Source organism: Rhizobium sp. PP-CC-3G-465 (assembly GCF_004343445.1).
In the GTDB taxonomy this organism is placed as follows: Bacteria; Pseudomonadota; Alphaproteobacteria; order Rhizobiales; family Rhizobiaceae; genus Ferranicluibacter; species Ferranicluibacter rubi.
In genome coordinates this window covers 911,828-934,412 of record NZ_SLYH01000001.1, presented here as the reverse complement: position 1 = coordinate 934,412, position 22,585 = coordinate 911,828, and the positions used below count along the sequence as shown (strand labels likewise).

Here is a 22,585-nt window from a genome sequence, read left to right as displayed (position 1 = left end):
AGTGCCGCACGACATGTGTGTCATGTGTGTGGCATTGCTGTCAACCCATGTGTGTGGCAGAGGTGAGGCATGGCCAGAGAAGATCTACATTTCCGACTGCGGATCCCGGGCGACCTGAAAGCGAAGGTCGAGAGCGCTGCTGACAGCCACGACGTCAGCATGACGGCAGAGATCATTGATCGACTGGAAAAATCCTTCGATGTGGCTGTTCCCCTGCCGCCCGGGCTTGCTGAGCGGATTGAGGTCTACGCGGGTCGGCAGGGTCGAACTCTTGTTGAGGAGGTCGTCCGTCTATTGGAGCGTGAATACCCTGCTCAGTGGGAGGTTATCGACCGAATGGAGCACATGGCCAACTTACTGGCCGCGCTCGCCGCCGGGACGGGAGACGCGGCTATTGATGCTTTCGTAACGGAGATGCAGGAGACACTGGAGGGCATCGTGAGCGGCCGGGTGAAAGGCGTAAACGAAGATGTTCGCGATGAAGTAGGAGCGCTTTGGTCCAGCTATAAAGCCCGCCTGAATGAACTCCAGTACGATAGCGATCAGCAACAATTCGAACTGGATGAAGAAGAGGAAAAGATGCGTCGCTTGATCGACAGGACTGAGAAGCTTGCAGAACCAAGGCCTTCAGAACCGAACCCGATGAGCGACTCAATTTTCCTTTCTCATGTGCTTTCGCCAAGGGATCTATCCGCGCTCGCGGAAAGCATTCGCTCAGGAGACGTGGAAGCTGGTGCGGAAATCGTCCGCAACTTGCCAATGGATGCCATCGCTAAACGCGTCCGCTTCGAGGCTTTGCCAGAGGAATCAAAGTACAGGCTTCGCCGGGAGGTAGGTCCCTCAAATGGCGACGACCCGTTCGGTTTCACGGAGTGACCGATGAGCGTTCGTAAACGCGAATGGACGACGCCAAAGGGCGAGGCGAAATCGGCTTGGGTGGTTGACTATGTCGGCAGCAACGGCAAGCGCCACCTGAAGACCTTCAAGCTGAAGAAGCAAGCCGACCAGTTTGCCGCTACGGCCTCCGTCGAGGTTAGGGAGGGCGTTCATGTCGCCGACAGCGCTAGCGTGACCGTCAGCAAAGCGGGCGCGCTGTGGATCTCCTCAGGAGAAAATGCCGGGCTGGAGCGATCGACGGTCAACCAGCGTAAGAGCCACCTCGAGCACCACATCAAGCCGCTGATCGGTGAGGTGCTTCTTTCCAAGCTGACGGTACCGACTGTCCGGGACTTTGAGGACCGTCTTCGCAAGGAAGGTCGATCGCCGGCAATGATCAAGAAGGTCTTGACCTCACTCGGCTCAATACTCAGTGACGCGAGCGAACGCGGCCTCGCGATGCGCAACCCCGTCCGTGATATCCGAGGCAGGAGGAAAGGCCGCGACCATCGAACAGAGAGGCGCCAGAAGGGCCGTGTCGAGGTTGGGGTAGACATTCCCACCCGCGAGGAGATTAAGGCTCTCGTGGACGCTCTGGATACGAACTGGAGACCCCTACTCCTGACGGCGATCTTCACCGGCATGCGCTCGTCTGAACTGCGTGGCCTGCGCTGGCAGGACGTGGACTTGAAGCGCAACCAGATCAGCGTCAATCAGCGCGCGGATGAGTTCGGAGAGATCGGGCCGCCGAAGTCGGAGGCCGGTGTCCGCACGATCCCCGTCCCGCCCCTCGTCGTCAACGCGCTGAAGGAGCACATGCTCCGCCAGGAGCCCGGAACGGCGCTGGTGTTTGCCAATCCTGCCGGCGAGCCGCGGTCCCATACGAACATCATTAACAAGGGGCTGGTGCCAGCGATGGTGCGCGCCGGTGTCGTCGATGCGGATGGCAAAGCGAAATACTCCGGCATGCATGCGCTAAGGCACTTTTATGCGAGCTGGCTCATCAATCGGAAAGAGGACGGCGGTCTCGGCTTGCCCCCGAAGATGGTGCAGGAGCGGCTTGGCCACGCATCGATCGTGATGACGATGGACGTTTACGGACACCTGTTCCCGCGCATGGATGACGGCACGGAACTGGCCGATGCAGCCACAGCGCTGCTCACATGACTGCAACATGGCCGCGACATGTCGTCTGATTGTGAAGCTATATCAATGATAGAGGGAAGCCTGCAAATCCTTGCACCCCGGTTCAATTCCGGGCGAGGCCTCCAACGCCATTTTACCACCATTTCAAGGCATAGAAATTCCTCATCTATTTTTGTGGTGTGGCAGTTTGGGCCTCTAATGTTCTGCAACATTAAATTTTGGTGTGGCGATCCATTGCTTTCTGCTCCCTCCTCGTCTCCTTCATGAACCAGAACGTTCTGAGAACAGCCATCTTAGAACCCAGATAGCTCTATCCCCTATTCATGGTGTGGACGCTCTCCGGCCTGCCTCAATGCAGGCGGACGTTCGACCATACGCGGTGTTCGTTTGGCGAACAGGGACATACTCCGCCATTCTTCAAAGTCTTCGATGTGAACTATGCCCTATATGGGGCCCATCAACGACACGCACGGTGGACGTAGGGTTTTTGTTCTGGCAAAAGGGGCTCGGACGCGACTGCCGTTAATTCAAGAACGGGGTCGGGCGACAGATTGACGTCACGTCGTTGCCACGAGATCACGGCGGCCGTCCAGTTTACATTCTCCGAATGTAGGCGAGCGCTGCCAGCCAGTGGAACGCCGCAGATTTCCAAACGAATCCGCCGCGCAATCTTCACATCTCTTCGCCGTGCGAGGATAACAGCCGAGCTGCTGGGTAAATGATGGTGAGAACGCGCATTCAGAATTTGCAGCGCGTCTGAAACCGCATTCGTCTGTTTATCAAACGTCCACAATCCAGTTGAATACGACAAGAGACTCGGTAATATCCCTTTATCGTCAACCCATTGGCGACATATTAGATTCACGGGGGGAACAATGAAAATCATTACGACAGGCGCGATTATCATCAGCGCCATTTTTGTGTCCGGGGCAGCACAGGCCGAGGATCTGGTGTTCACACTGAAGAACGGCACGAAATCCGTTCTCACGCGCTTCTACACGTCACCTGTCGGTGTCAGTGATTGGGAGGGAGACGTGTTCGGCGAACAGGTCCTCAATCCCGGTGAGACAATCGAGCTTACGATTGCAGATGGTCGAGACGTTTGTAATTATGACATGCGTTTCGAATTCGAAGAGGGTTCAGATCTCGCAACGACGGAAGACAAGCAAAATTTGTGCGAAATGGGATCTTACACGATCCACGAATGATGAGCCTGATCTTCGGATAAAGTCTCTAAATATATCGGAGCAGCTGGCCGAGATGCCCGGGTATCACAGCGAGCTAGCTGCTCCGACAGTCGTCAATGGGACACTGTTCCCCAGATCATTGTTTGCATATTTGATCACAAGTATACTGAGGACGGATGCAAGCATCCCGACAAAGATCATTCTCATGATGAATTCCTTAGCGCATGAAAAATGCGCGTTTTTTTTGTAAATGGTGCTGTGAGCAATACCAAAAAAATGAACTAAAATCGCCAACACGATTGTAATTCGGCTAGACAGAGATTTGATTGCTTTTACGTACTGGCTTTTCACCCTGCCTGGAAAGTGCCATGGTCTCTGTGTGGGCTACAAACAGTCGTTTGCCAAATCCTGAACTTCGTCGGGGTTGTACATACTCACAACATCGTGCTTCCCACAAAGTCAGCTTTATTACAGCCAAAGAGGACAGCCCGAAAGTTTCTCGATGTTCCGGGCATGTTCACCTCCGCTGTGTTCGCCCGGTAAACGCCGACCTGCCCATGCGGTTCCATAGACTTTCACTTGTAGGTATCGTTAAAGCTAGCAGGCCTCAGAACTGAACGTGTTCCGCTTGATAGCTTACGAATAGAACGACAGATGGCGCAAATTTCTGGCCGGTTGGTAACTTAACGGATAACGAAGCTTACCTACATCTCACGCCACGAGATTCAGGGGCCACCAATTACCCCTTCATCATCCCGTACTGGATGCGGCATCCGGCGACCTGACGTCCAAGCGCTCAAAAGTGTCTACTCATCTCGTAGACGTTAAACAGCCAAGCTACGACTCAAGGTCGGACTGACAAGGAGGTGGATGGCTCGACCCTCAAAATCGCATCTCTGCAGAACGTGAAGGTTGCGATTTCCGTCTGTCCTCGCCGGTACAGTAGTCAACTAGGACCGTCTAAAACGTAAACCTCAAAAAACATGCTGAAAAGGCTCCATGTGCTGGAACCTGATGACGACAAGATCTCATCAACCTCACAATAGCAAAGCCCTTCCCTTCACTGATAACGGCGAATCAACCCGACGAGCTTTCCTTGGACCTTCACGCGTTCCGGGCCAAAAATTCTTGTCTCATAGGCTGGATTGGCTGCTTCGAGGGCAACGGAGGCACCCTTGCGGCGGAAGCGCTTGAGGGTTGCTTCTTCGTCATCCACGAGAGCCACGACGATCTCGCCGGGGCTGGCACTGTTGGCATTGCGGATGATCACGGTATCACCGTCCAGAATACCGGCTTCGATCATCGAGTCGCCCCGGACTTCCAAGGCGTAGTGCTCGCCATTGCCGATCATAAAGGCGGGAACGGAGATATCGTGGGTATTGTTCTGGATGGCGGAAATCGGAACGCCTGCGGCGATGCGCCCCATCACCGGAACCGACACGCTATTATCGTTGCCCACCCCAGCCGTCGTCTTCGGCGCGTTTTCAGGTGCAGAGCTTCCCCGGCTTCCTTGAATCACGCTCGGCGAAAAACCGCGCTTCGGCGGGACAGCGGCCAGATACGCCTCCGGCAGCTTGATGACCTCAAGCGCCCGTGCCCGGTTGGGTAGGCGCCGGATGAACCCGCGCTCCTCAAGAGCCGTGATCAGCCGGTGAATGCCGGATTTGGACGCGAGCTCCAGTGCATCCTTCATTTCGTCGAATGAGGGGGGAATACCCGATTCCTTCATGCGCTCATGAATGAAAATCAACAGTTCCTGTTGCTTGCGGGTCAGCATGATCAATCGACTCCAGAGTCACGAAACAAAGCAAGAACAGTGTTATATGTTCCTCATGTGTTCTGCAAGTGGCATTCTGGTTAAACCACATCGGGAATGATCAACAAGGGGCGCCCATCCGAAGCGTTGCTTTCCGCATTCCCTTAAAAACGAGAATTGTTGTCAACGCACAGCCTCTCTCAGCTTCACAATAGCAACGCCGCCATGAACTTACCCATGACGGCGCAAAAGAGGCGTCGAATTTATGTATCAACCTGCAGCAGGTTTGCGCGAATCAAAATGGGATATCGTCATCCAGGTCACGAGAGAAGCCGCCGCTTGATCCGCCGGTGCTACCGCCCGATCGGGCGCCCGAGGACTGGGCCGGGCGATCGTAATCGTCGCCGTAATTCGACCCACCGCTTCCGCCACCATATTCCGAGCTGCCACGGCTTCCGCCACCGCTGCCTCCACCATCGCGACCGTCGAGCATGGTCAGCGTCGAGTTGAAGCCCTGAAGCACCACCTCCGTGGAGTAACGGTCGTTTCCGTCCTTGTCCTGCCACTTGCGGGTCTGCAGCGCGCCCTCGAGATAGAGCTTGGCGCCCTTTTTCACATATTGCTCTACGACCTTGCACAGGCCTTCGTTAAAGACCACGACGGTGTGCCACTCTGTTTTCTCGCGCCGCTCACCGGAGTTTCGGTCGCGCCAGCTTTCGGAGGTCGCGATGCGCAGGTTTGCGATCGGCTTGCCATCCTGCGTCCGCCGAATCTCGGGGTCCGCCCCGACGTTGCCGATGAGGATCACCTTGTTTACGCTACCAGCCATCTCTTTGTCCTGTCTCCTGAAAGCGGCTCAACGATCCGCATCGTGCCGCGAGCCTACGCTGTTGAGCGCGGCATTTCGCCCTCGGCCGCCAGCAATCCACAACAGTTTGCAAATTTGTTCTTTATTTGTTCTATGTCTTGGGTATGATCCTGTCAAGCGAGGCCGTCACGGGCCGCAGACCGGATCACTGTGACGAAGGAATAGTGGTTTCCCGAAAACGCGCCTCGACATATGAAGTAATGATCTTAAGTAAGGGCTTCGTCCCCATGCAGAGCGTCCGACCATGAGCGAATTCAAGACCATTTCGATCCGCGGTGCGCGGGAGCACAATCTGAAGGGCGTCGATCTCGACCTCCCGCGCAACAAGCTGATCGTGATGACGGGGTTGTCCGGGTCGGGAAAGTCGTCGCTGGCCTTTGATACCATCTATGCCGAAGGGCAGCGGCGCTATGTCGAGAGCCTTTCGGCCTATGCGCGTCAGTTCCTTGAGATGATGCAGAAGCCCGACGTCGATCTGATCGAGGGCCTATCGCCTGCTATTTCCATCGAACAGAAGACGACGTCGAAAAATCCGCGCTCGACCGTGGGAACGGTCACCGAGATCTACGACTATATGCGCCTTCTGTTCGCGCGCGTCGGCGTGCCCTATTCGCCAGCGACAGGTCTGCCGATCGAAAGCCAGACTGTCAGCCAAATGGTCGATCGGGTTCTTGCGATGGAAGAAGGTGCTCGCCTGTACATTCTCGCGCCGATGATCCGGGGGCGAAAAGGAGAGTACAAGAAGGAACTCGCGGAGCTCATGAAGAAGGGCTTTCAGCGCGTAAAGGTGGACGGCCAGTTTTACGAGATCGCCGATGTTCCCGCGCTCGATAAGAAGTACAAGCATGACATCGACGTGGTCGTCGACCGTCTGGTCGTGCGCGGCGATATCGCGGCAAGGCTTGCGGACAGTCTGGAGACCTCGCTGCGGCTTGCGGATGGCTTGGCGATTGCGGAATTTGCTGACAAGCCGCTACCGGAGAAGGAGACATCCGCCGGCGGTTCGGCCAACAAGTCGCTGAACGAGACGCATGAGCGCGTGCTGTTTTCGGAAAAGTTCGCCTGCCCCGTCTCCGGCTTTACGATTTCGGAGATCGAACCCCGCCTGTTTTCGTTCAACAACCCTTTCGGGGCCTGCCCGACCTGCGATGGTCTCGGCAGCCAGCAGAAGATTGATGAGGCGTTGATCGTGCCGGAGCATGATCGGACGCTGAAGAACGGGGCGATCGCGCCTTGGGCCAAATCGTCGTCCCCCTATTACAATCAAACTCTGGAAGCGCTCGGCAAAACCTTTGGGTTCAAGCTGAGCAACACCTGGGCTGAACTCTCGGACGCTGCGAAGAAGGCGATCCTACGCGGCACGGACGACAAGATCGTCTTCCAGTATGCGGACGGCGCGCGCTCCTACAACACCACGAAGACATTCGAGGGCATCGTTCCAAACCTCGAGCGGCGCTGGAAGGAAACCGAGTCGGCCTGGGCGCGTGAGGAGATCGAGCGCTACATGTCGGCGGCCCCCTGCCCCGCCTGCAAGGGCTTCCGGCTGAAGCCAGAAGCGTTGGCCGTCAAGATCGATCGCCTTCATATCGGCGAGGTCACGAACATGTCGATCCGTGTCGCGCGCGACTGGTTCGAGGATCTGCCTGCGCGGCTGACGGACAAGCAGAATGAGATCGCCGTCCGTATCCTGAAGGAGATCCGCGATCGGCTGCGCTTCCTGAACGATGTCGGGCTGGATTATCTCAGCCTCTCGCGAAACTCCGGTACGCTGTCGGGTGGCGAGAGCCAGCGCATTCGGCTGGCCTCGCAGATCGGCTCCGGCCTGACAGGCGTGCTCTATGTGCTGGACGAACCGTCGATCGGACTGCATCAGCGCGATAATGCCCGCCTGCTCGATACGCTGCGGCATCTGCGCGATATCGGCAATACGGTTATCGTGGTCGAGCATGACGAGGACGCGATCCTGACGGCGGATTATGTCGTTGATATCGGTCCCGCGGCCGGCATCCATGGCGGACAGGTCGTGGCCTCCGGCACACCGCAGGAGATCATCGATCATCCGACGTCGCTGACCGGCAAGTATCTTTCGGGCGATCTCTCGGTTTTGGTGCCGGCGGAGCGGCGGAAGCTGAAGAAAAAGAAGGAGCTGACGGTCGTCGGCGCGCGCGGCAACAACCTGAAGAATGTTACCGCCTCTATTCCGCTTGGCGTCTTTACGGCGGTCACCGGCGTCTCCGGCGGCGGCAAGTCCACCTTCCTCATCGAAACGCTCTACAAGGCGGCGGCCCGTCGCGTGATGGGCGCGCGCGAGATCCCGGCCGATCACGACCGCATCGACGGATTCGAGCATATCGACAAGGTCATCGACATCGACCAGTCGCCGATCGGCCGCACGCCGCGCTCGAACCCCGCCACCTATACCGGCGCGTTCACCCCCATCCGCGACTGGTTTTCCGGCCTGCCGGAGGCGAAGGCCCGCGGCTATCAGCCAGGGCGATTCTCCTTCAATGTGAAGGGCGGGCGTTGCGAGGCGTGCCAGGGCGATGGCGTCATCAAGATCGAGATGCACTTCCTGCCGGACGTCTATGTGACCTGCGACGTTTGCCACGGCAAACGCTACAATCGCGAAACCCTCGACGTCACCTTCAAGGGCAAGTCGATCGCCGACGTGCTGGACATGACCGTCGAGGAAGGCGTCGAGTTCTTCGCGGCGGTCCCCGCCGTGCGCGACAAGCTGGTGACGCTCAACGAGGTTGGGCTTGGCTATATCAAGGTCGGGCAGCAGGCGAACACCCTGTCGGGCGGCGAAGCGCAACGCGTGAAGCTGGCCAAGGAACTCTCCAAGCGATCGACCGGACGGACGCTCTATATTCTGGATGAGCCGACCACCGGCCTGCATTTCCACGATGTGGCGAAACTGCTGGAATTGCTGCACGAACTCGTCAACCAGGGCAATTCCGTTGTCGTGATCGAGCACAATCTGGAGGTCATCAAAACGGCGGACTGGATCCTCGACTTTGGTCCGGAAGGCGGGGATGGCGGCGGTCAGGTCGTGGCGGAGGGGACACCGGAGCAGATCGTTCGGGAAAAACGCTCGCACACCGGCCACTTCCTGAAGGAACTGCTTGAGCGCCGCCCGGTCCGCAAGGCCGTGGCTGCGGAATAACGCGGGCTTGCAAAGAACGAGTGAAAGGAACGGGCGGCATGGGTAAGGCGGGTACGATTCGCGTCGGCATCGGCGGCTGGACGTTCGACCCTTGGGAGGGAACCTTCTACCCAGAGGGCCTTGCGAAGAAGCGGCAACTCGAGTTCGCCGGCAACGTGCTGAAGGTTATCGAAGTGAACGGGACGTATTACGGCTCGCAGAAGCCAGAGACATTCGCGAAATGGGCATCGGAAGTTCCGGACGATTTCGTCTTCACGCTGAAGGCAAGCCGTTATGCCACGAATAAGAAAGTTCTGGCGGAGGCCGGGGAGTCGATCACGCGGTTCCTGAGCCAGGGGCTATCGGAGTTGGGTGCCAAGCTCGGACCGATCCTCTGGCAGTTCATGCCGACGAAAAAATTCGATGCGGTGGATTTCGAGGCGTTTCTAAGCCTGCTTCCGGAAACGCAGGATGGCTTGGTGCTGCGCCATGCCGTGGAGGTTCGCCACAGCTCCTTCCAGGTCTCGGAGTTCGTCGAGATGGCCCGTCGGCATAACGTCGCCATCGTCTGTGCGGATCACGCAGAGTATCCGCTGATCGCCGACGTGACGGCCGACTTCGTCTACGCCCGTTTGCAGACTGGCAGCGATGATGTTGAAACCTGTTATGACGAGAAGCGCCTGGCAGACTGGGAAACACGCCTCGATGCCTGGAGATCCGGAGGCGTAGCTGACGGGCTTCCCTTGCTGGCGGATCTGCTGCCGAAACAGCCTCGCGACGTCTTCGCCTTTTTCATTCATGAGGGGAAGGTCAATGCCCCGAATGGCGCGATAGCGCTTCAAAAGCGGTTCGAATAGCGAGTGTAAACCCACGGAGATATTGATCTAACTATCATCCATTACGTTAAGATGATCTTGGAAGTCACGGATTTGCTAAAGTTATAATGTTTATGAGATGTGGCCGTCTGCAGGGCCCACGATACAGGCACGTGTGAAGTGCGCGCCTATCCTCGGCGCATCATCATGGACGCGCTAGACTCGAAGGCATTCGCGGCAACGGCCGGATGGCACGCAGCAGATTTTCGGCCGTCATACCCTCTCCGGCCTTATTCCCCGCCACTCCGTGGCGCCAGACGGCGCTCGTCGCTGCCTCGAAGGGTGGCATGCCCTGCGCGAGATGGGCACCGACGATTCCCGCAAGCACATCGCCGGAGCCGGCCGTCGCAAGCCATGGCGGGGCATTGGCGTTGATCGCGACACGCCCGTTCGGTTCCGAGATGACGGTGTCCGAGCCCTTGAGGATAATGACCGCATTGCTCCGCTCGGCCGCTATGGTCGCGCGGTCGATCTTGGAAAGGGCAGTGTCCGCGGCGAGATCCGGAAAGAGCCGGGAAAATTCTCCATCATGCGGCGTCAGGACGAGGCGAACCGGGCCGCGGAATGCATCGAACAGGAATTGCGGATCATCGCGAAAGGCCGTGATGCCGTCCGCGTCGAGGACCAGCGAGCGATCGGATAAGGCTGCAACGTAACGCCGGGCACGGTCTGGTGCGCCAAATCCGGGGCCGAGCACGAAGGCGTTCAGGCGTGTGTCCTTGACGAGGTCGGACAGCATCTCATCGGTATCGACCGGCCTCAGCATGATTGCTGTCAGATGCGCGGCAAGGGTTGGCAAGGCCTCCGTCGGCGCCACCATGGTGACCAGGCCGGCACCGGCGGAAAGCCCGGCGGTCGCACTCATGCGGGCTGCGCCACTGCTCGGCGCTGCGCCGGAAAAGACGATGAGATGCCCACGGCGGTATTTATGGGCGGCAGGATCGAGCACCTGAACGGCCTTGTGCCAGAGCGCGGCCGTGTTCTCGACGAGAGATGCCCGGTGTGACGTCACGATGCGGGCGGGAATACCGATGTTGATGACCTGCAGCACCCCGCACAAGGTCCGACCCGGCAGCAGGAGATGCCCAGGCTTGCGCGTCATGAACGTCACCGTCTGCGCCGCCTGAAAACTTTCCCCAAGCACCTGCCCGGATCTGCCGTCGACCCCCGACGGCAGATCGATCGCGATGACAGGCAGAGCCAGATCCGTGACCGTCCTCATCAGGGCCGCTACATCGCTGGAAACCGCGCGCGAAAGCCCGGCACCGAACAGACCGTCGATGACGACGTCACCGATCGTGGGAACATAGGTGTCGAGCGGTTGGTGGGTGATGGAGACCGCCGCGAATGCGCGGGCGGCATCTCCCGTGAAGCGCGCCGGATCGCCCATGAGGTAAACCGCAACATGTGCTCCGCTGTCGGCCAGCGCCGCTGCAGCGATCAGCGCATCGCCGCCATTGTTGCCGAGGCCGCAGAGGCAGACGAAGCGGGTCGCCTCGGGATAATGACGCAGCGCCGAGGCTGCGACGGCATGGCCCGCAGCGCGCATCAGCCCGAAGGAGGAGATGCCGGAAGCGGCGGCATCGCGATCCACCTTCGCCATGGCCGCCGGCGTCAGGATCCAGCCGGCCATATCTGTCTCGACGCCCATCTTGCCACCCTCATGCAAATACGTGATCCTCGTCTTACAGTGCAGAGGCCAAGGTCAGAAATCAAGCGTCTCACGGGAATGCGTATTGACCAATAACTGAGCATCTGCATATATTTGGCGCTTAAATATCATGCTAAAATTGTCCAAATTCCTTCCGCAGTGCATCAAATTGCCGTAAACCGCTCGCATTTCACAAGAAATAGGCATTCTCCTGCAATGATGGATCGGATTGATGAAAACAACGTCCGATCCACGCATCCTCAAGGTAAATGCGTTGAGATTTTGAAGACATGGCATGCTAAATGCATATGGTGGGGCGAGCGGGGATTCCCCTGTTCCAACGGGAGAAGCGGAGAGACATTTTCTCATGAAAAAGGTCGAAGCGATCATCAAGCCATTCAAGCTGGATGAAGTGAAGGAGGCCCTTCAGGAAGTCGGGCTCCAGGGCATTACGGTGACGGAAGCCAAGGGTTTCGGACGGCAGAAGGGCCATACCGAACTGTACCGCGGCGCGGAATACGTCGTGGACTTTTTGCCGAAGGTGAAGGTCGAGGTGGTTCTCGCGGACGAGAACGCCGATGCGGTCATCGAGGCGATACGCAACGCCGCCCAGACCGGGCGGATCGGTGACGGCAAGATCTTCGTGTCGAATGTGGAAGAGGTCATCCGAATCCGCACGGGCGAAACCGGCGTCGACGCCATCTGATTTCATGCCGCCGCATTCGCGCGGCGGCCCATAACCGTCAGGGAAGGACATCTCCGATATGACGACTGCGAGCGACATCCTCAAACAGATCAAGGAAAACGACGTCAAGTTCGTTGATCTTCGGTTCACCGATCCCAAGGGCAAGCTTCAGCACGTGACCATGGATGTGTCCTGCGTCGATGAAGACATGTTCGTCGATGGCGTGATGTTCGATGGCTCGTCCATCGGCGGCTGGAAGGCGATCAACGAGTCCGACATGGTGCTGATGCCGGATGCGGCCACGGTGCATATGGACCCGTTCTTCGCACAGTCGACCATGGTCGTGGTCTGCGACATTCTCGACCCAATCTCGGGCGAAGCCTACAATCGCGACCCGCGCGGCACGGCGAAGAAGGCGGAAGCCTACCTGAAGTCCTCCGGAATCGGCGACACCGTCTTCGTCGGCCCCGAGCCGGAATTCTTCATCTTCGACGACGTGCGTTACAAGGCTGATCCTTACAACACGGGCTTCAAGCTCGATTCGTCGGAACTGCCGTCGAACGACGACACGGCTTACGACACCGGCAACCTCGGCCACCGTCCGCGCGTCAAGGGGGGCTATTTCCCCGTCCCGCCGATCGACAGCTGCCAGGACATGCGGTCTGAAATGCTCACAGTCCTCTCCGAGATGGGTGTGACGGTCGAGAAGCAGCACCACGAGGTGGCGGCCGCCCAGCACGAGCTTGGCGTCAAGTTCGACACGCTGGTGCGCAGCGCCGATCAGATCCAGATCTACAAATACGTCGTGCATCAGGTGGCCAACGCCTATGGCAAGACGGCGACCTTCATGCCGAAGCCGATCTTCGGCGACAACGGCTCGGGCATGCACGTGCACCAGTCGATCTGGAAGGACGGCAAGCCGACCTTCGCCGGCGACGAATATGCGGGTCTCTCGGAGAACTGCCTGTTCTACATCGGCGGCATCATTCGCCACGCCAAGGCGATCAACGCCTTCACCAACCCGACGACCAACTCCTACAAGCGCCTGGTCCCGGGCTACGAGGCGCCGGTTCTGCTGGCCTATTCCGCCCGCAACCGCTCGGCCTCCTGCCGCATTCCGTTCGGTTCGGGCGCCAAGTCCAAGCGCGTGGAGGTCCGCTTCCCCGATCCGCTGGCAAACCCCTATCTGGCGTTTGCCTCCATGCTGATGGCCGGTCTCGATGGTATCCGTAACAAGATCCATCCCGGCAAGGCGATGGATAAGGACCTCTACGACCTGCCCGCCAAGGAGCTGAAGAAGATCCCGACGGTTTGCGGTTCGTTGCGCGAAGCGCTCGAAAATCTCGATCGGGACCGCAAGTTCCTGACCGCTGGCGGCGTGTTCGATGACGACCAGATCGATGCCTATATCGAGCTGAAGATGGCCGAAGTCATGCGCTACGACATGACACCGCATCCGGTCGAGTTCGACATGTACTACTCGGCCTGATCTGCCGCGGAGAAACAAAAAAGGCCGGCGCCACCAGCGCCGGCCTTTTTCGTTGCTCGAGGTTTAGCATTATGAAGAGCATTGCCTCCTGAGAAGGCAATGTGTTTTTCGGGGCATAACCCCTGCGCGGTCTCCGTCCGTCCCTTGATCTCGCGCCGTTTCCTCCCACATATTGAAGGAAAGGAATACGGTCATGATGAAACAGAGAGATGCAAAGTTCCAGATCGGACAAGTGGTTCGCCACCGGCTCTTCCCGTTCCGCGGCGTGATCTTCGATGTCGATGCGGAGTACGCGAACACGGAAGAATGGTGGAACGCCATTCCGGCCGAAGTTCGGCCCGATCGCGATCAGCCCTTCTACCACCTTCTGGCAGAAAACGACGAGAGCGAATATGTCGCCTATGTCTCCGAGCAGAACCTGATGTCAGACGAGACGGGAACACCGGTTCGCCACTCCCAGGTCGAGACGTTTTTCGATCCGGAGACCATTGGCCAGTACAAGCCGAAGGCCGTCGTCACGCACTGATCAGCCGGCATGTCCTGCCTGGATCTGAAAAACAAAAAGCCCGGATCGCGAGATCCGGGCTTTTCTCTTGGGCGATCGCCCTGATCAGTTCTGCTTGGCAGCCTTCTGGGCTTCTTCAAGCTTCTTGCGGGCGTCTTCAGCCTTCTTCTGCATTTCTTCCTGCAGCAGGCGCTGGCGCTCCTGAAGCTTCGACTGCTCGATCGGCTCACCATCGAAAACGCCGGTGAAGCCTTCGAGAGACATCTTGATCGGGTTCGGTGCGCGCTGGAAGTTGATCGACGTGAAGACCACTTCGCTGCCCTTCTTCAGGCTGGCGATGACGGCGTCCGACAGAGGCGCTTCGGCCACGCACTTGTCCGGCATGCAGATAGCGTAGTCGAGTTTGATCGGCTTGCCGCCATCGATCTGGACCTGGACGCCGGGCGGCAGCAGGCGCGCGGAGGGAACGGAGACCTGAAGGATCTTCCGGTTGACCTTGCCCTGAACGCTGATGAGGCCGGCAGCGGTGATGAGCTGGCCGTTGTTGGCGGAAAGCAGGTTCTGCACGATGCAAACGTCGTTGTCTTCCTGCTTGGTGCAGACTTTGAACCAGCCCTGCGGCGGGCGCTGGGATGCCTGCTGCGCGAAAGAGGCCGACGGCATTGCAGCGGCCGCTACGGCGCCGGCGAAAGCCGAAATGGCGACTTTCTTGGTAAGTGTGGGCTTGAAGGTCATAACGATATCCGTCTCCTGAATTCCATCGTTTCTGCGGCTCGGGTGCAGCGCTCCTTGAAAGAGACGCGCAACATCACGTTCACTACAGGATCGGTTGCGATCGTTCTGCACAGGACCATGTACGATCCCGAGAACCACCCAAGCAATCCGCTCATCCCAATGTCGAGTGCTCGGCCGCCCGCTCCTCTGTTGGTCAATTGAGGCATTTACATGACCCGTCAAGTGGCGGTTCCCTCTCCTACAGCGTCACGCCTGCCTAATCCAGTCATGCCGACTGAAAATAGCAGCTTCAGGCATGACATTTCACGACGGCAACATCATGCGACCGCCATTTCGCGGACGGCAAGGTTCAAAAATCGGCTCGACATGATAGGGTCGACAGGAATCGTTTCTGGATCCGCTCGAACTCTTGCCGGGCCCGTCCGCATCGGAGAACCGTGTGCGCGCATTGTTTCTGGGCCTCGCCCTGTTCACGTCCCTATCGGCCGCCGGCGCGGCTATCGCCGAGCCCGTTCACGGCATTGCCATGCACGGAACGCCGGCCCTGCCCGCCGACTTCAAGAATTTTCCCTATGTCGATCCGCAGGTGAAGAAGGGCGGCCACATCTCCTATGGAGTCGTGGGTTCGTTCGACAACCTTAATCCCTTCATCCTGAAAAGCATGCGCACGACAGCGCGCGGCATGCTCGATCCGGAATACGGCAACCTCATCTACGATTCGCTCATGACGCGCTCGCGCGACGAGGCGTTCTCGCTCTACGGGCTCTTGGCGGAAACGGTGGAGTGGGATGAAGACCGAACCTTCATCCAGTTCAATCTCAACCCAAAGGCACGCTGGTCCGATGGCCAGCCGGTGACGCCGGAGGATGTCATCTTCACCTTCGAAATCTTCCGCGACAAGGGCCGCGTGCCCTTCGCGTCAAGGCTCGACAAGGTTGCCGAGATGGAAAAGGTCGGCGACCGCAGTGTTCGCTTCACCTTCAATGAGAAGAGCGACCGCGAATTCCCGCTCCTCATCGCGATGACGCCGATTCTGCCGAAGCACGCGACGCCGGTCGAGACCTTCGACCAGACGACGTTGAAATTCCCGATCGGGTCCGGCCCCTACAAGGTCGCCTCTGTCACGCCGGGCGAGCGGATCGTTTATGAGCGCGACCCGGCCTATTGGGCAAAGGACCTGCCGTCCAAGATCGGCCAGGACAATTACGACCGCGTTTCCGTCGAATATTTCCTGCAGGACAATTCGCTGTTCGAAGCCTTCAAGAAGGGCGAGATCGACATCTACCCGGAAGGTAGCCCCAATCGCTGGGCGCGCAGCTATAATTTTCCGGCGGTACAATCCGGCGAGGTCATCAAGGATACGTTCTCGCCGAAGACCCCCTCGGGCATGCTCGGCTTCGTCTTCAATACCCGTCGGGCGATGTTCGACAACCCGAAACTGCGGCAGGGTCTTGCTCTCGTCTTCGATTTCGAATGGGTCAACAAGAACCTCTATGACGGCGCCTACACGCGCACGCAGAGCTACTGGCAGAATTCCGGCCTCTCCTACCTCGGCCAGCCGGCCGAAGACCGGGAACTCAGCCTGCTCGGCGATATCCGCAACCGCATCCTCCCCGGCGTGCTGGATGGAACCTATCGCCTGCCCGTTACCGACGCCTCCGGGCGGGATCGCAACGTGTTGCGCGAAGCGGTGACGCTGCTGCGCGAAGCCGGCTATACGATCCGCGACGGCCAGATGAAGAACGCCGACGGGCAGCAGCTCGCATTCGAGATCATGACGCAGAACGAGGGTCAGGAAAAGATGGCGCTCGCCTACCAGCGCTTCCTGGCGGCGCTCGGCATTCGCGCAGGCGTGCGTACCGTCGATGATTCGCAGTACCAGCAACGCAGCCAGTCCTTCGACTACGACATCATCGTCAAGTCCTTCCCGTCCTCCCTCTCGCCCGGCATCGAGCAGCTTGGCCGGTGGTCATCGCAATCGCGCGACCGGCAGGGCAGCGAAAATTTTGCCGGCGTTGCCGACAAGGATATCGACACGCTGATCAACAACATTCTGCAGGCGCGCTCGCAGGAAGATTTTACCGCCGCCGTTCGCGCCCATGACAGGATGCTCGTCTCCAACTTCTACGCGGTGCCCCTTTATCACGTGGCCTCGCAGTGGGTCGGCCGGCACAAGCGCATCGGTCGGCCGAACACCGTTCCGCTCTACGGCTACAGCCTGCCGACCTGGTGGGATGCCGATGCACAGACAGGCGCTTCACCGGCGCCACAGCCGCCTGCGGTACCGCAAGGCCAGCAAAGCCAGAAAGGGAAGTAACAACCATGGAACACGTCACCATCGACGTCGTCTCGGACGTCGTCTGCCCCTGGTGCTATCTCGGCAAGGCGCGACTGGACAAGGCCATCGCCGAGCTGGCCAGCGAGATCCTCGTCACGGTCAGCTGGCGCCCCTACCAGCTTAACCCCGACCTGCCGCCGGAAGGCGTCGATCACAAGGCACACTTGGCCGCAAAGCTCGGCGGAGACGCCGCCGTTGCCCGGGCGCACGAAACCCTCACGGCACTCGGGCTCGCCGATGGCGTTGCCTTCGATTTCGACGCCGTGAAGATCTCACCGAACACGCTCGACGCGCACAGGCTCATCCGCTGGGCCCAGGCGGAAGGCGCAGACATTCAGGCAAACGTCGTGACGGGCCTGTTCCGCGCCAACTTCGAGGAAGGTCGCAACGTCGGCGACCGGGAGACCCTTATCGACATCGCCCAAGCCGGCGGCCTCGACCGCGCCGTCGTCACCACTCTGCTTGCCTCCGACGCCGACACCGCCGACGTCAAGACGGAGATCGACATGGCACGCGACATGGGCGTCACCGGCGTTCCCTGCTTCATCATCGACAGCAAATATGCTGTGATGGGTGCGCAATCCGTCGAGGCGCTCACCAACGCGCTCCGCGACATCGCCCAGATGAAGAACCAGGCGAATATCAACTGACAGGTTCTGCCTGACTTAGGTCACCGCAATCCGTGCGATCGCCGCAGCATCCCCTGCCGACGCCTGCTCCATTGCCTCTCTGCGCTTGTCCTGATCCTTGTCTTTCGAGCCGATGGACGATCCGAAATGAAAGCTGATGACGGTCGCGAATGCTGTGGCGAACGCACCGAGGATGATGTTGAAGACGGCCGAGTTTTCTGGTTCGACTTTCCAAAAGGCCACGATGTAGACGAGGAGGATAAATCCGCCGGTGATGCCGACGGAGAGAGCCGGGTTCACCCAGACATGCTTGGCATTTCGCGCCTGCAATTCGAGGTAGAACCAGCGCGCCCGCTCCAGCTTGTCGAACTCCTCGTCCAGACGACGCAGCTTTTCCGCAATCTCGTCAGGAACAGCCGGCGGGACCGGGCTCACGGGAGCGGTCGCTATCCCACTGCTCTTTTCGGTCAACGACGATATCTGCGTGACGAAACGCTCCCTGAGCGCAGGATCGCTGTCGAGAACGACGGCGGCGTCTGCCGGCGCTATCACGCCCGGCACAGCCTTCAGAGCCACAACGACATCCGCCGCGAGTGTTCCGGACCCATCCTTCGCCAACGCCTTCTCAAGGCCCGGCACGATTGTCTTTGCAAGCACAAGCCACTCATCCATTGTCGTTCTCCCGCCTAACGAGTGACAATGTTGCGCGACACCAATAGCGTGTCAATCCTGTACATCAGATATTTCTCACGGAGTTGGGATCATCCCTTCGCGATCGCTGCGAGTTGCGTCATCAGCATGGCAGCACCGGCAAGCCGCTTCTCCGGCGTCGGGTAATCCCGTTGGAAGAAGATGCTTTGGTCCTGTCGCACCTTGGCGAGCGTTCCCTGCTTGGCGATGTAGCCGACAAGGCCCGCCGGATTCGGGAAATCGCGATTGCGGAAATGAACGACGACGCCCTTCGGCCCGGCATCCAGCTTCTCGACATTGGCTGTCCGGCAGAGCGACTTGACGTAGACGATCTTCAGCAGGTGCTGAACCTCGATCGGCAAAGGCCCGAACCGGTCGATCAGTTCGGCGCCGAAGGCGTCGATATCGGCAAGCTCGGTGATTTCGCCGAGTCGGCGGTAGAGCATCAGACGGAGATGGAGATCCGGGACGTATTCATCTGGGATCATTACCGGCGTGCCGACCGAAATCTGCGGCGACCAGCCGCTGTCGGTCACTTCGTCATCGCCCTTCAGTTCGGCAACCGCTTCCTCCAGCATCTGCTGGTAGAGTTCGAAACCGACTTCCTTGATATGACCGGACTGTTCGTCGCCGAGCAGGTTCCCGGCGCCGCGAATGTCGAGGTCGTGGCTTGCAAGCTGGAAGCCGGCGCCAAGCGTGTCGAGCGATTGCAGCACCTTCAGCCGCCGTTCGGCAGGTCCCGTCAGCGTCTTGTTGACCGGCAGCGTGAACAGCGCGAACGCCCGCACCTTAGACCGGCCGACGCGGCCGCGCAGCTGGTAGAGCTGCGCCAGCCCGAACATATCCGCCCGGTGGACGATCAGCGTGTTGGCGCGGGGCACGTCGAGCCCGGACTCCACGATCGTGGTAGACAGAAGCACATCGTACCGCCCTTCGTAGAAGGCGTTCATGATGTCCTCGAGTTCGGTTGCCGGCATCTGTCCGTGGGCGATAGCGATCTTGAGTTCCGGCACATCTGACTGCAGGAAGGCATGAACGTCGTTGAGATCGGCCAGCCGCGGGCAGACATAGAAGCTCTGTCCGCCACGATAATGCTCACGCATTAGCGTCTCGCGGATCACCAGCGCGTCGAACGGCGAGATGAACGTACGCACGGCCATGCGGTCGACGGGCGGTGTCGTGATCAAGGACAGCTCCCGCACGCCGGTGAGGGCAAGCTGCAGCGTCCGCGGGATCGGCGTCGCCGAAAGCGTCAGCACGTGAACGTCCGACTTCAGCTCCTTCAGCCGCTCCTTGTGCTTGACACCGAAATGCTGCTCCTCATCGATGATGAGAAGGCCGAGATTGGCGAAGTTGATGGCCGTGCCGAGGAGGGCGTGGGTGCCCACCACGATATCCGTCTTGCCCTCGGCAACCTCCTTCTTCGTCAGCGCCAGCTCCTTGGAGCCGACGAGGCGTGAGGCCTGCGCCAGCCGGATCGGCAGGCCGCGGAAGCGCTCCGTGAAAGATTTGAAGTGCTGGCGGGCGAGAAGCGTCGTGGGAACGACGACCGCGACCTGCACGCCATTCATCGCCGCGATGAAGGCGGCACGTAGCGCAACCTCGGTTTTGCCAAAGCCGACATCGCCGCACACCAGCCGGTCCATCGGCCGGCCGGCGCCGAGATCGTCCCGCACGGCCTCGATCGAGGTCATCTGGTCCTCGGTCTCGTCATAGGGGAAGCGCGCGGCAAATTCGTCGTAGATCCCTTCGGGCGTCGTCAGCACCGGTGCGCGCCGCGTCAGTCGCTCGGCCGCGATGCGGATAAGGCCACCGGCCATGTCCAGCAGCCGCTTCTTCAGCTTGGCCTTGCGCGCCTGCCACGCGACACCGCCCAGCTTGTCAAGAATGGCATCGCTGCCTTCCGAACCGTAGCGGGAGAGGAGATCGATGTTTTCGACCGGCAGATAGAGCTTGGCATCGTCGGCATAGACGAGTTCCAGACACGCATGCGGCGCGCCTGCGGCCTCGATGGTGCGCAGCCCGACGAACCGCCCGATGCCGTGCTCGGCGTGAACGACGATCGAGCCCTCGTCCAGCCCGGCCACCTCGGCGATGAAGTCCGCCCCGCGCTTGCGGCGCTTGGAGCGGCGCACCATCCGGTCGCCAAGAATATCCTGCTCGCCGATGACGACGAGGTCGCCGCTCTCGAAACCGCTTTCGAGGCTGAGGACGGCGGCGGCAGCTTCGCCGGCTTTGAGTTTGCCGACCTCGCCGAACGACGCGACCGGCTTGATGTTGCCGAGCCCGTGCTCCGCCAGTACCTGAAGCAGCCGGTCGAGCGATCCCTCGGACCAGCCGGTGACAAGCACCTTGGCACCCTTGGCGCGCTTGTCGGCAATGTATTTGACGGCCTGGTCGAACACGTTGACGCGCTCGCCCTCCGGCGCACTTTCGTTTGCATTCTTCGCCCAGCGCACACCGAGACGGGCATCGATGGTCACGACCTTGCGGCCCTCGCCTTCCGGCTCGGAGAAGGGCGATAGGCGAATGGCGTTGCCGCCGGCAAGGGCTGCGGAAAACTGGTCTGCCGTCAGATAAAGCTGCTCCGGCGGCACCGGCTTGTAGGGCGTGCCCTGCGATGCCTGATGCTTGCCCACCCCCGATTCGCGCCGCGCATCGTAATAGTCGTAGACGAGCTTGGAGCGCTCGGCCGCAGCCTCCCGCACGACATGGTCCGTCACGATCCGGAAGCCCGGGAGATAGTCGAACACGCTATCGAGCGTGTCGTAGAACAGCGGCAGCCAGTGCTCCATGCCAGCATAGCGCCGGCCTTCGGAGACGGCTTGATACAGCGCATCATCACGCGTCGTCGCGCCAAACAGCGACAGATAGCGCGTCCGAAAATGGCTGATCGTTTCCGGCGTCAGAGAAACCTCGCTCATCGGATTGAGGTCGAGCGACCGCGCCTGCCCCGTCGTCCGCTGGCTTGCGGGGTCGAAGGACCGGATGGTCTCCAGCGTGTCACCAAAGAAGTCCAGCCGCACGGGCTCCGCGCTGCCGGGAACGAAGACATCGAGAATGCCCCCGCGCACGGCAAATTCGCCGACCTCGCGCACCGTCGCCACGCGCTCGAACCCGTTGCGCGACAGAAGGGCCGCCACGTCGTCCATGCGGATGTTCGCGCCCGGCCGGGCGGAGAAGGCGAGGCCCTCGATCACGTCCTTCGGCGCCATCTTCTGCAGCGCCGCGTTGACGGTCACCAGCACGATGGCCGGATGCGGCTTGCGGGCATGCGCAATCAGCGCGCTCAGCGCCGACAGCCGCCGGGCGGAAACATCGGCGCTCGGGGAAACGCGGTCGTATGGCAGACAGTCCCAGCCCGGCAGCGTGAGCACGGGAATATCGGGTGCGGCAAAGCCGAGCATCTGCTCGATGTCGGCAAGCCGCTGTCCGTCTGACAGGATGTAGGCAACGGGACCTTCCGCACGCGCGATCTCGGCCAGCAGCAACGGCTCGACGCCGGCCGGCACGGGTCCGATGGTGATCTCGCGCGCAACGCCCGCGATCTTCTTCTTGTCAAACCCGGCAATCATTCAGAAGGTCCTGTGGCCGCCGGTCCCGACTGCGGTTCGAAATCCGGACGGTAGGCGGAAATGCGTGCGAAGAGCGGCGTGCGGAAATGATCGGGCAGATCGCGTTCGCCCAGGATCCACTTCACCAGATCGTTGTCTTCCTCATTCATGATGCGTTCGAGCTCGTCGAGATCGGCATCCGGCAGGTCGGCAAGCTCGTTATCGGCGAATTGCCCGAAGACGAGATCCATCTCGCGCAAGCCCCGATGCCACGCCCGGAAGAGGATCTTGCGGCGGCGCAGATCGAGATCGGCACTGGTGCGGGTGATGCCTGTCATGGACTGTCCCTCTTGCGGCGTATGACCGGTGCCGTGACCGTCGTTCGGGACGAGCCGAAATTGAGCCTTGCTGCCACGGTCCCGCCGCTCCTATAAACGCTGCACACCGACTTGTCAG

General features: G+C 59.8%; 16 protein-coding genes and 1 pseudogene. 10 read left to right on the top strand and 7 right to left on the bottom strand.

Going from position 1 to position 22,585, the window contains the following annotated elements; genetic code table 11:
* Positions 1 to 69: 69 nt before the first annotated feature.
* The 3 genes from C8J33_RS04215 to C8J33_RS04205 all read left to right on the top strand — a co-directional run bounded on the left by C8J33_RS04215 (position 70) and on the right by C8J33_RS04205 (position 3,230).
* Positions 70 to 876: an Arc family DNA-binding protein gene (locus C8J33_RS04215; protein ID WP_132663234.1), complete on the top strand. Its 807-nt coding sequence runs from the start codon at positions 70 to 72 to the stop codon at positions 874 to 876.
* Positions 877 to 879: 3 nt separating this feature from the next.
* Positions 880 to 2,043 carry a tyrosine-type recombinase/integrase gene (locus tag C8J33_RS04210; protein ID WP_132663233.1) on the top strand — a complete coding sequence of 388 codons (1,164 nt, stop codon included), beginning with the start codon at positions 880 to 882 and terminating at the stop codon, positions 2,041 to 2,043.
* A gap of 854 nt (positions 2,044 to 2,897) precedes the next feature.
* Positions 2,898 to 3,230: a hypothetical protein gene (locus tag C8J33_RS04205; protein WP_110798905.1), complete on the top strand. Its 333-nt coding sequence runs from the start codon at positions 2,898 to 2,900 to the stop codon at positions 3,228 to 3,230.
* A 1,039-nt stretch (positions 3,231 to 4,269) separates the two neighbouring features.
* Here C8J33_RS04205 and lexA read toward each other — a convergent pair.
* Both lexA and C8J33_RS04195 read right to left on the bottom strand, forming a co-directional pair.
* Entirely contained in the window at positions 4,270 to 4,986 is a 717-nt protein-coding gene (lexA, locus tag C8J33_RS04200; RefSeq protein WP_110798906.1) for a transcriptional repressor LexA, read from the bottom strand.
* Between the two features lie 274 nt (positions 4,987 to 5,260).
* Positions 5,261 to 5,794: a single-stranded DNA-binding protein gene (locus C8J33_RS04195; RefSeq protein WP_132663232.1), complete on the bottom strand. Its 534-nt coding sequence runs from the start codon at positions 5,792 to 5,794 to the stop codon at positions 5,261 to 5,263.
* Positions 5,795 to 6,077: 283 nt separating this feature from the next.
* Here C8J33_RS04195 and uvrA point away from each other — a divergent pair, with 283 nt between their 5' ends.
* Together uvrA and C8J33_RS04185 are read left to right on the top strand one after the other, a co-directional pair.
* A complete protein-coding gene (gene uvrA, locus C8J33_RS04190) occupies positions 6,078 to 8,999 on the top strand; it encodes an excinuclease ABC subunit UvrA (RefSeq protein ID WP_132663231.1) in 2,922 nt (973 codons plus the stop codon).
* Positions 9,000 to 9,037: 38 nt separating this feature from the next.
* Positions 9,038 to 9,835, top strand: a complete 798-nt coding sequence (locus tag C8J33_RS04185) for a DUF72 domain-containing protein (protein ID WP_132663230.1) — start codon at positions 9,038 to 9,040, stop codon at positions 9,833 to 9,835.
* A gap of 163 nt (positions 9,836 to 9,998) precedes the next feature.
* Here C8J33_RS04185 and C8J33_RS04180 read toward each other — a convergent pair whose 3' ends face one another.
* Positions 9,999 to 11,504 carry an NAD(P)H-hydrate dehydratase gene (locus C8J33_RS04180; RefSeq protein WP_245507050.1) on the bottom strand — a complete coding sequence of 502 codons (1,506 nt, stop codon included), beginning with the start codon at positions 11,502 to 11,504 and terminating at the stop codon, positions 9,999 to 10,001.
* A 367-nt stretch (positions 11,505 to 11,871) separates the two neighbouring features.
* On the opposite strand from C8J33_RS04180, the gene C8J33_RS04175 reads away from it, so the two are divergent.
* The 3 genes from C8J33_RS04175 to hspQ all read left to right on the top strand — a co-directional run bounded on the left by C8J33_RS04175 (position 11,872) and on the right by hspQ (position 14,204).
* Positions 11,872 to 12,210 carry a P-II family nitrogen regulator gene (locus C8J33_RS04175; protein WP_092933760.1) on the top strand — a complete coding sequence of 113 codons (339 nt, stop codon included), beginning with the start codon at positions 11,872 to 11,874 and terminating at the stop codon, positions 12,208 to 12,210.
* A gap of 58 nt (positions 12,211 to 12,268) precedes the next feature.
* Positions 12,269 to 13,678: a type I glutamate--ammonia ligase gene (gene glnA / locus C8J33_RS04170; protein ID WP_092983739.1), complete on the top strand. Its 1,410-nt coding sequence runs from the start codon at positions 12,269 to 12,271 to the stop codon at positions 13,676 to 13,678.
* A gap of 196 nt (positions 13,679 to 13,874) precedes the next feature.
* Positions 13,875 to 14,204, top strand: a complete 330-nt coding sequence (gene hspQ / locus C8J33_RS04165) for a heat shock protein HspQ (protein ID WP_062474500.1) — start codon at positions 13,875 to 13,877, stop codon at positions 14,202 to 14,204.
* Between the two features lie 84 nt (positions 14,205 to 14,288).
* On the opposite strand, the gene C8J33_RS04160 is transcribed toward hspQ, so the two are convergent.
* Positions 14,289 to 14,918, bottom strand: a complete 630-nt coding sequence (locus C8J33_RS04160) for an invasion associated locus B family protein (protein WP_092933764.1) — start codon at positions 14,916 to 14,918, stop codon at positions 14,289 to 14,291.
* Positions 14,919 to 15,366: 448 nt separating this feature from the next.
* On the opposite strand from C8J33_RS04160, the pseudogene C8J33_RS04155 reads away from it, so the two are divergent.
* Together C8J33_RS04155 and C8J33_RS04150 are read left to right on the top strand one after the other, a co-directional pair.
* Positions 15,367 to 17,166, top strand: a pseudogene (locus C8J33_RS04155) (extracellular solute-binding protein); the annotation flags it as partial.
* A 74-nt stretch (positions 17,167 to 17,240) separates the two neighbouring features.
* Positions 17,241 to 17,906 (top strand): DsbA family oxidoreductase, encoded by a 666-nt coding sequence (locus C8J33_RS04150; protein ID WP_132663228.1) that lies wholly within the window; start codon positions 17,241 to 17,243, stop codon positions 17,904 to 17,906.
* Positions 17,907 to 17,921: 15 nt separating this feature from the next.
* Here the strand turns inward: C8J33_RS04150 and C8J33_RS04145 are convergent, their stop codons facing one another.
* From C8J33_RS04145 to C8J33_RS04135, 3 genes are all read right to left on the bottom strand, one after another.
* Positions 17,922 to 18,557, bottom strand: a complete 636-nt coding sequence (locus tag C8J33_RS04145) for a hypothetical protein (RefSeq protein WP_132663227.1) — start codon at positions 18,555 to 18,557, stop codon at positions 17,922 to 17,924.
* 89 nt (positions 18,558 to 18,646) lie between these two features.
* The gene (gene mfd, locus C8J33_RS04140; RefSeq protein WP_132663226.1) at positions 18,647 to 22,150 is read right to left on the bottom strand and encodes a transcription-repair coupling factor; all 3,504 of its coding nucleotides are present in this window, start codon (positions 22,148 to 22,150) and stop codon (positions 18,647 to 18,649) included.
* The gene (locus C8J33_RS04135) at positions 22,147 to 22,467 is read right to left on the bottom strand and encodes a succinate dehydrogenase assembly factor 2 (protein ID WP_110798914.1); all 321 of its coding nucleotides are present in this window, start codon (positions 22,465 to 22,467) and stop codon (positions 22,147 to 22,149) included. The genes mfd and C8J33_RS04135 overlap by 4 nt, the downstream gene beginning before the upstream one ends.
* Between the last annotated feature and the right edge of the window lie 118 nt (positions 22,468 to 22,585).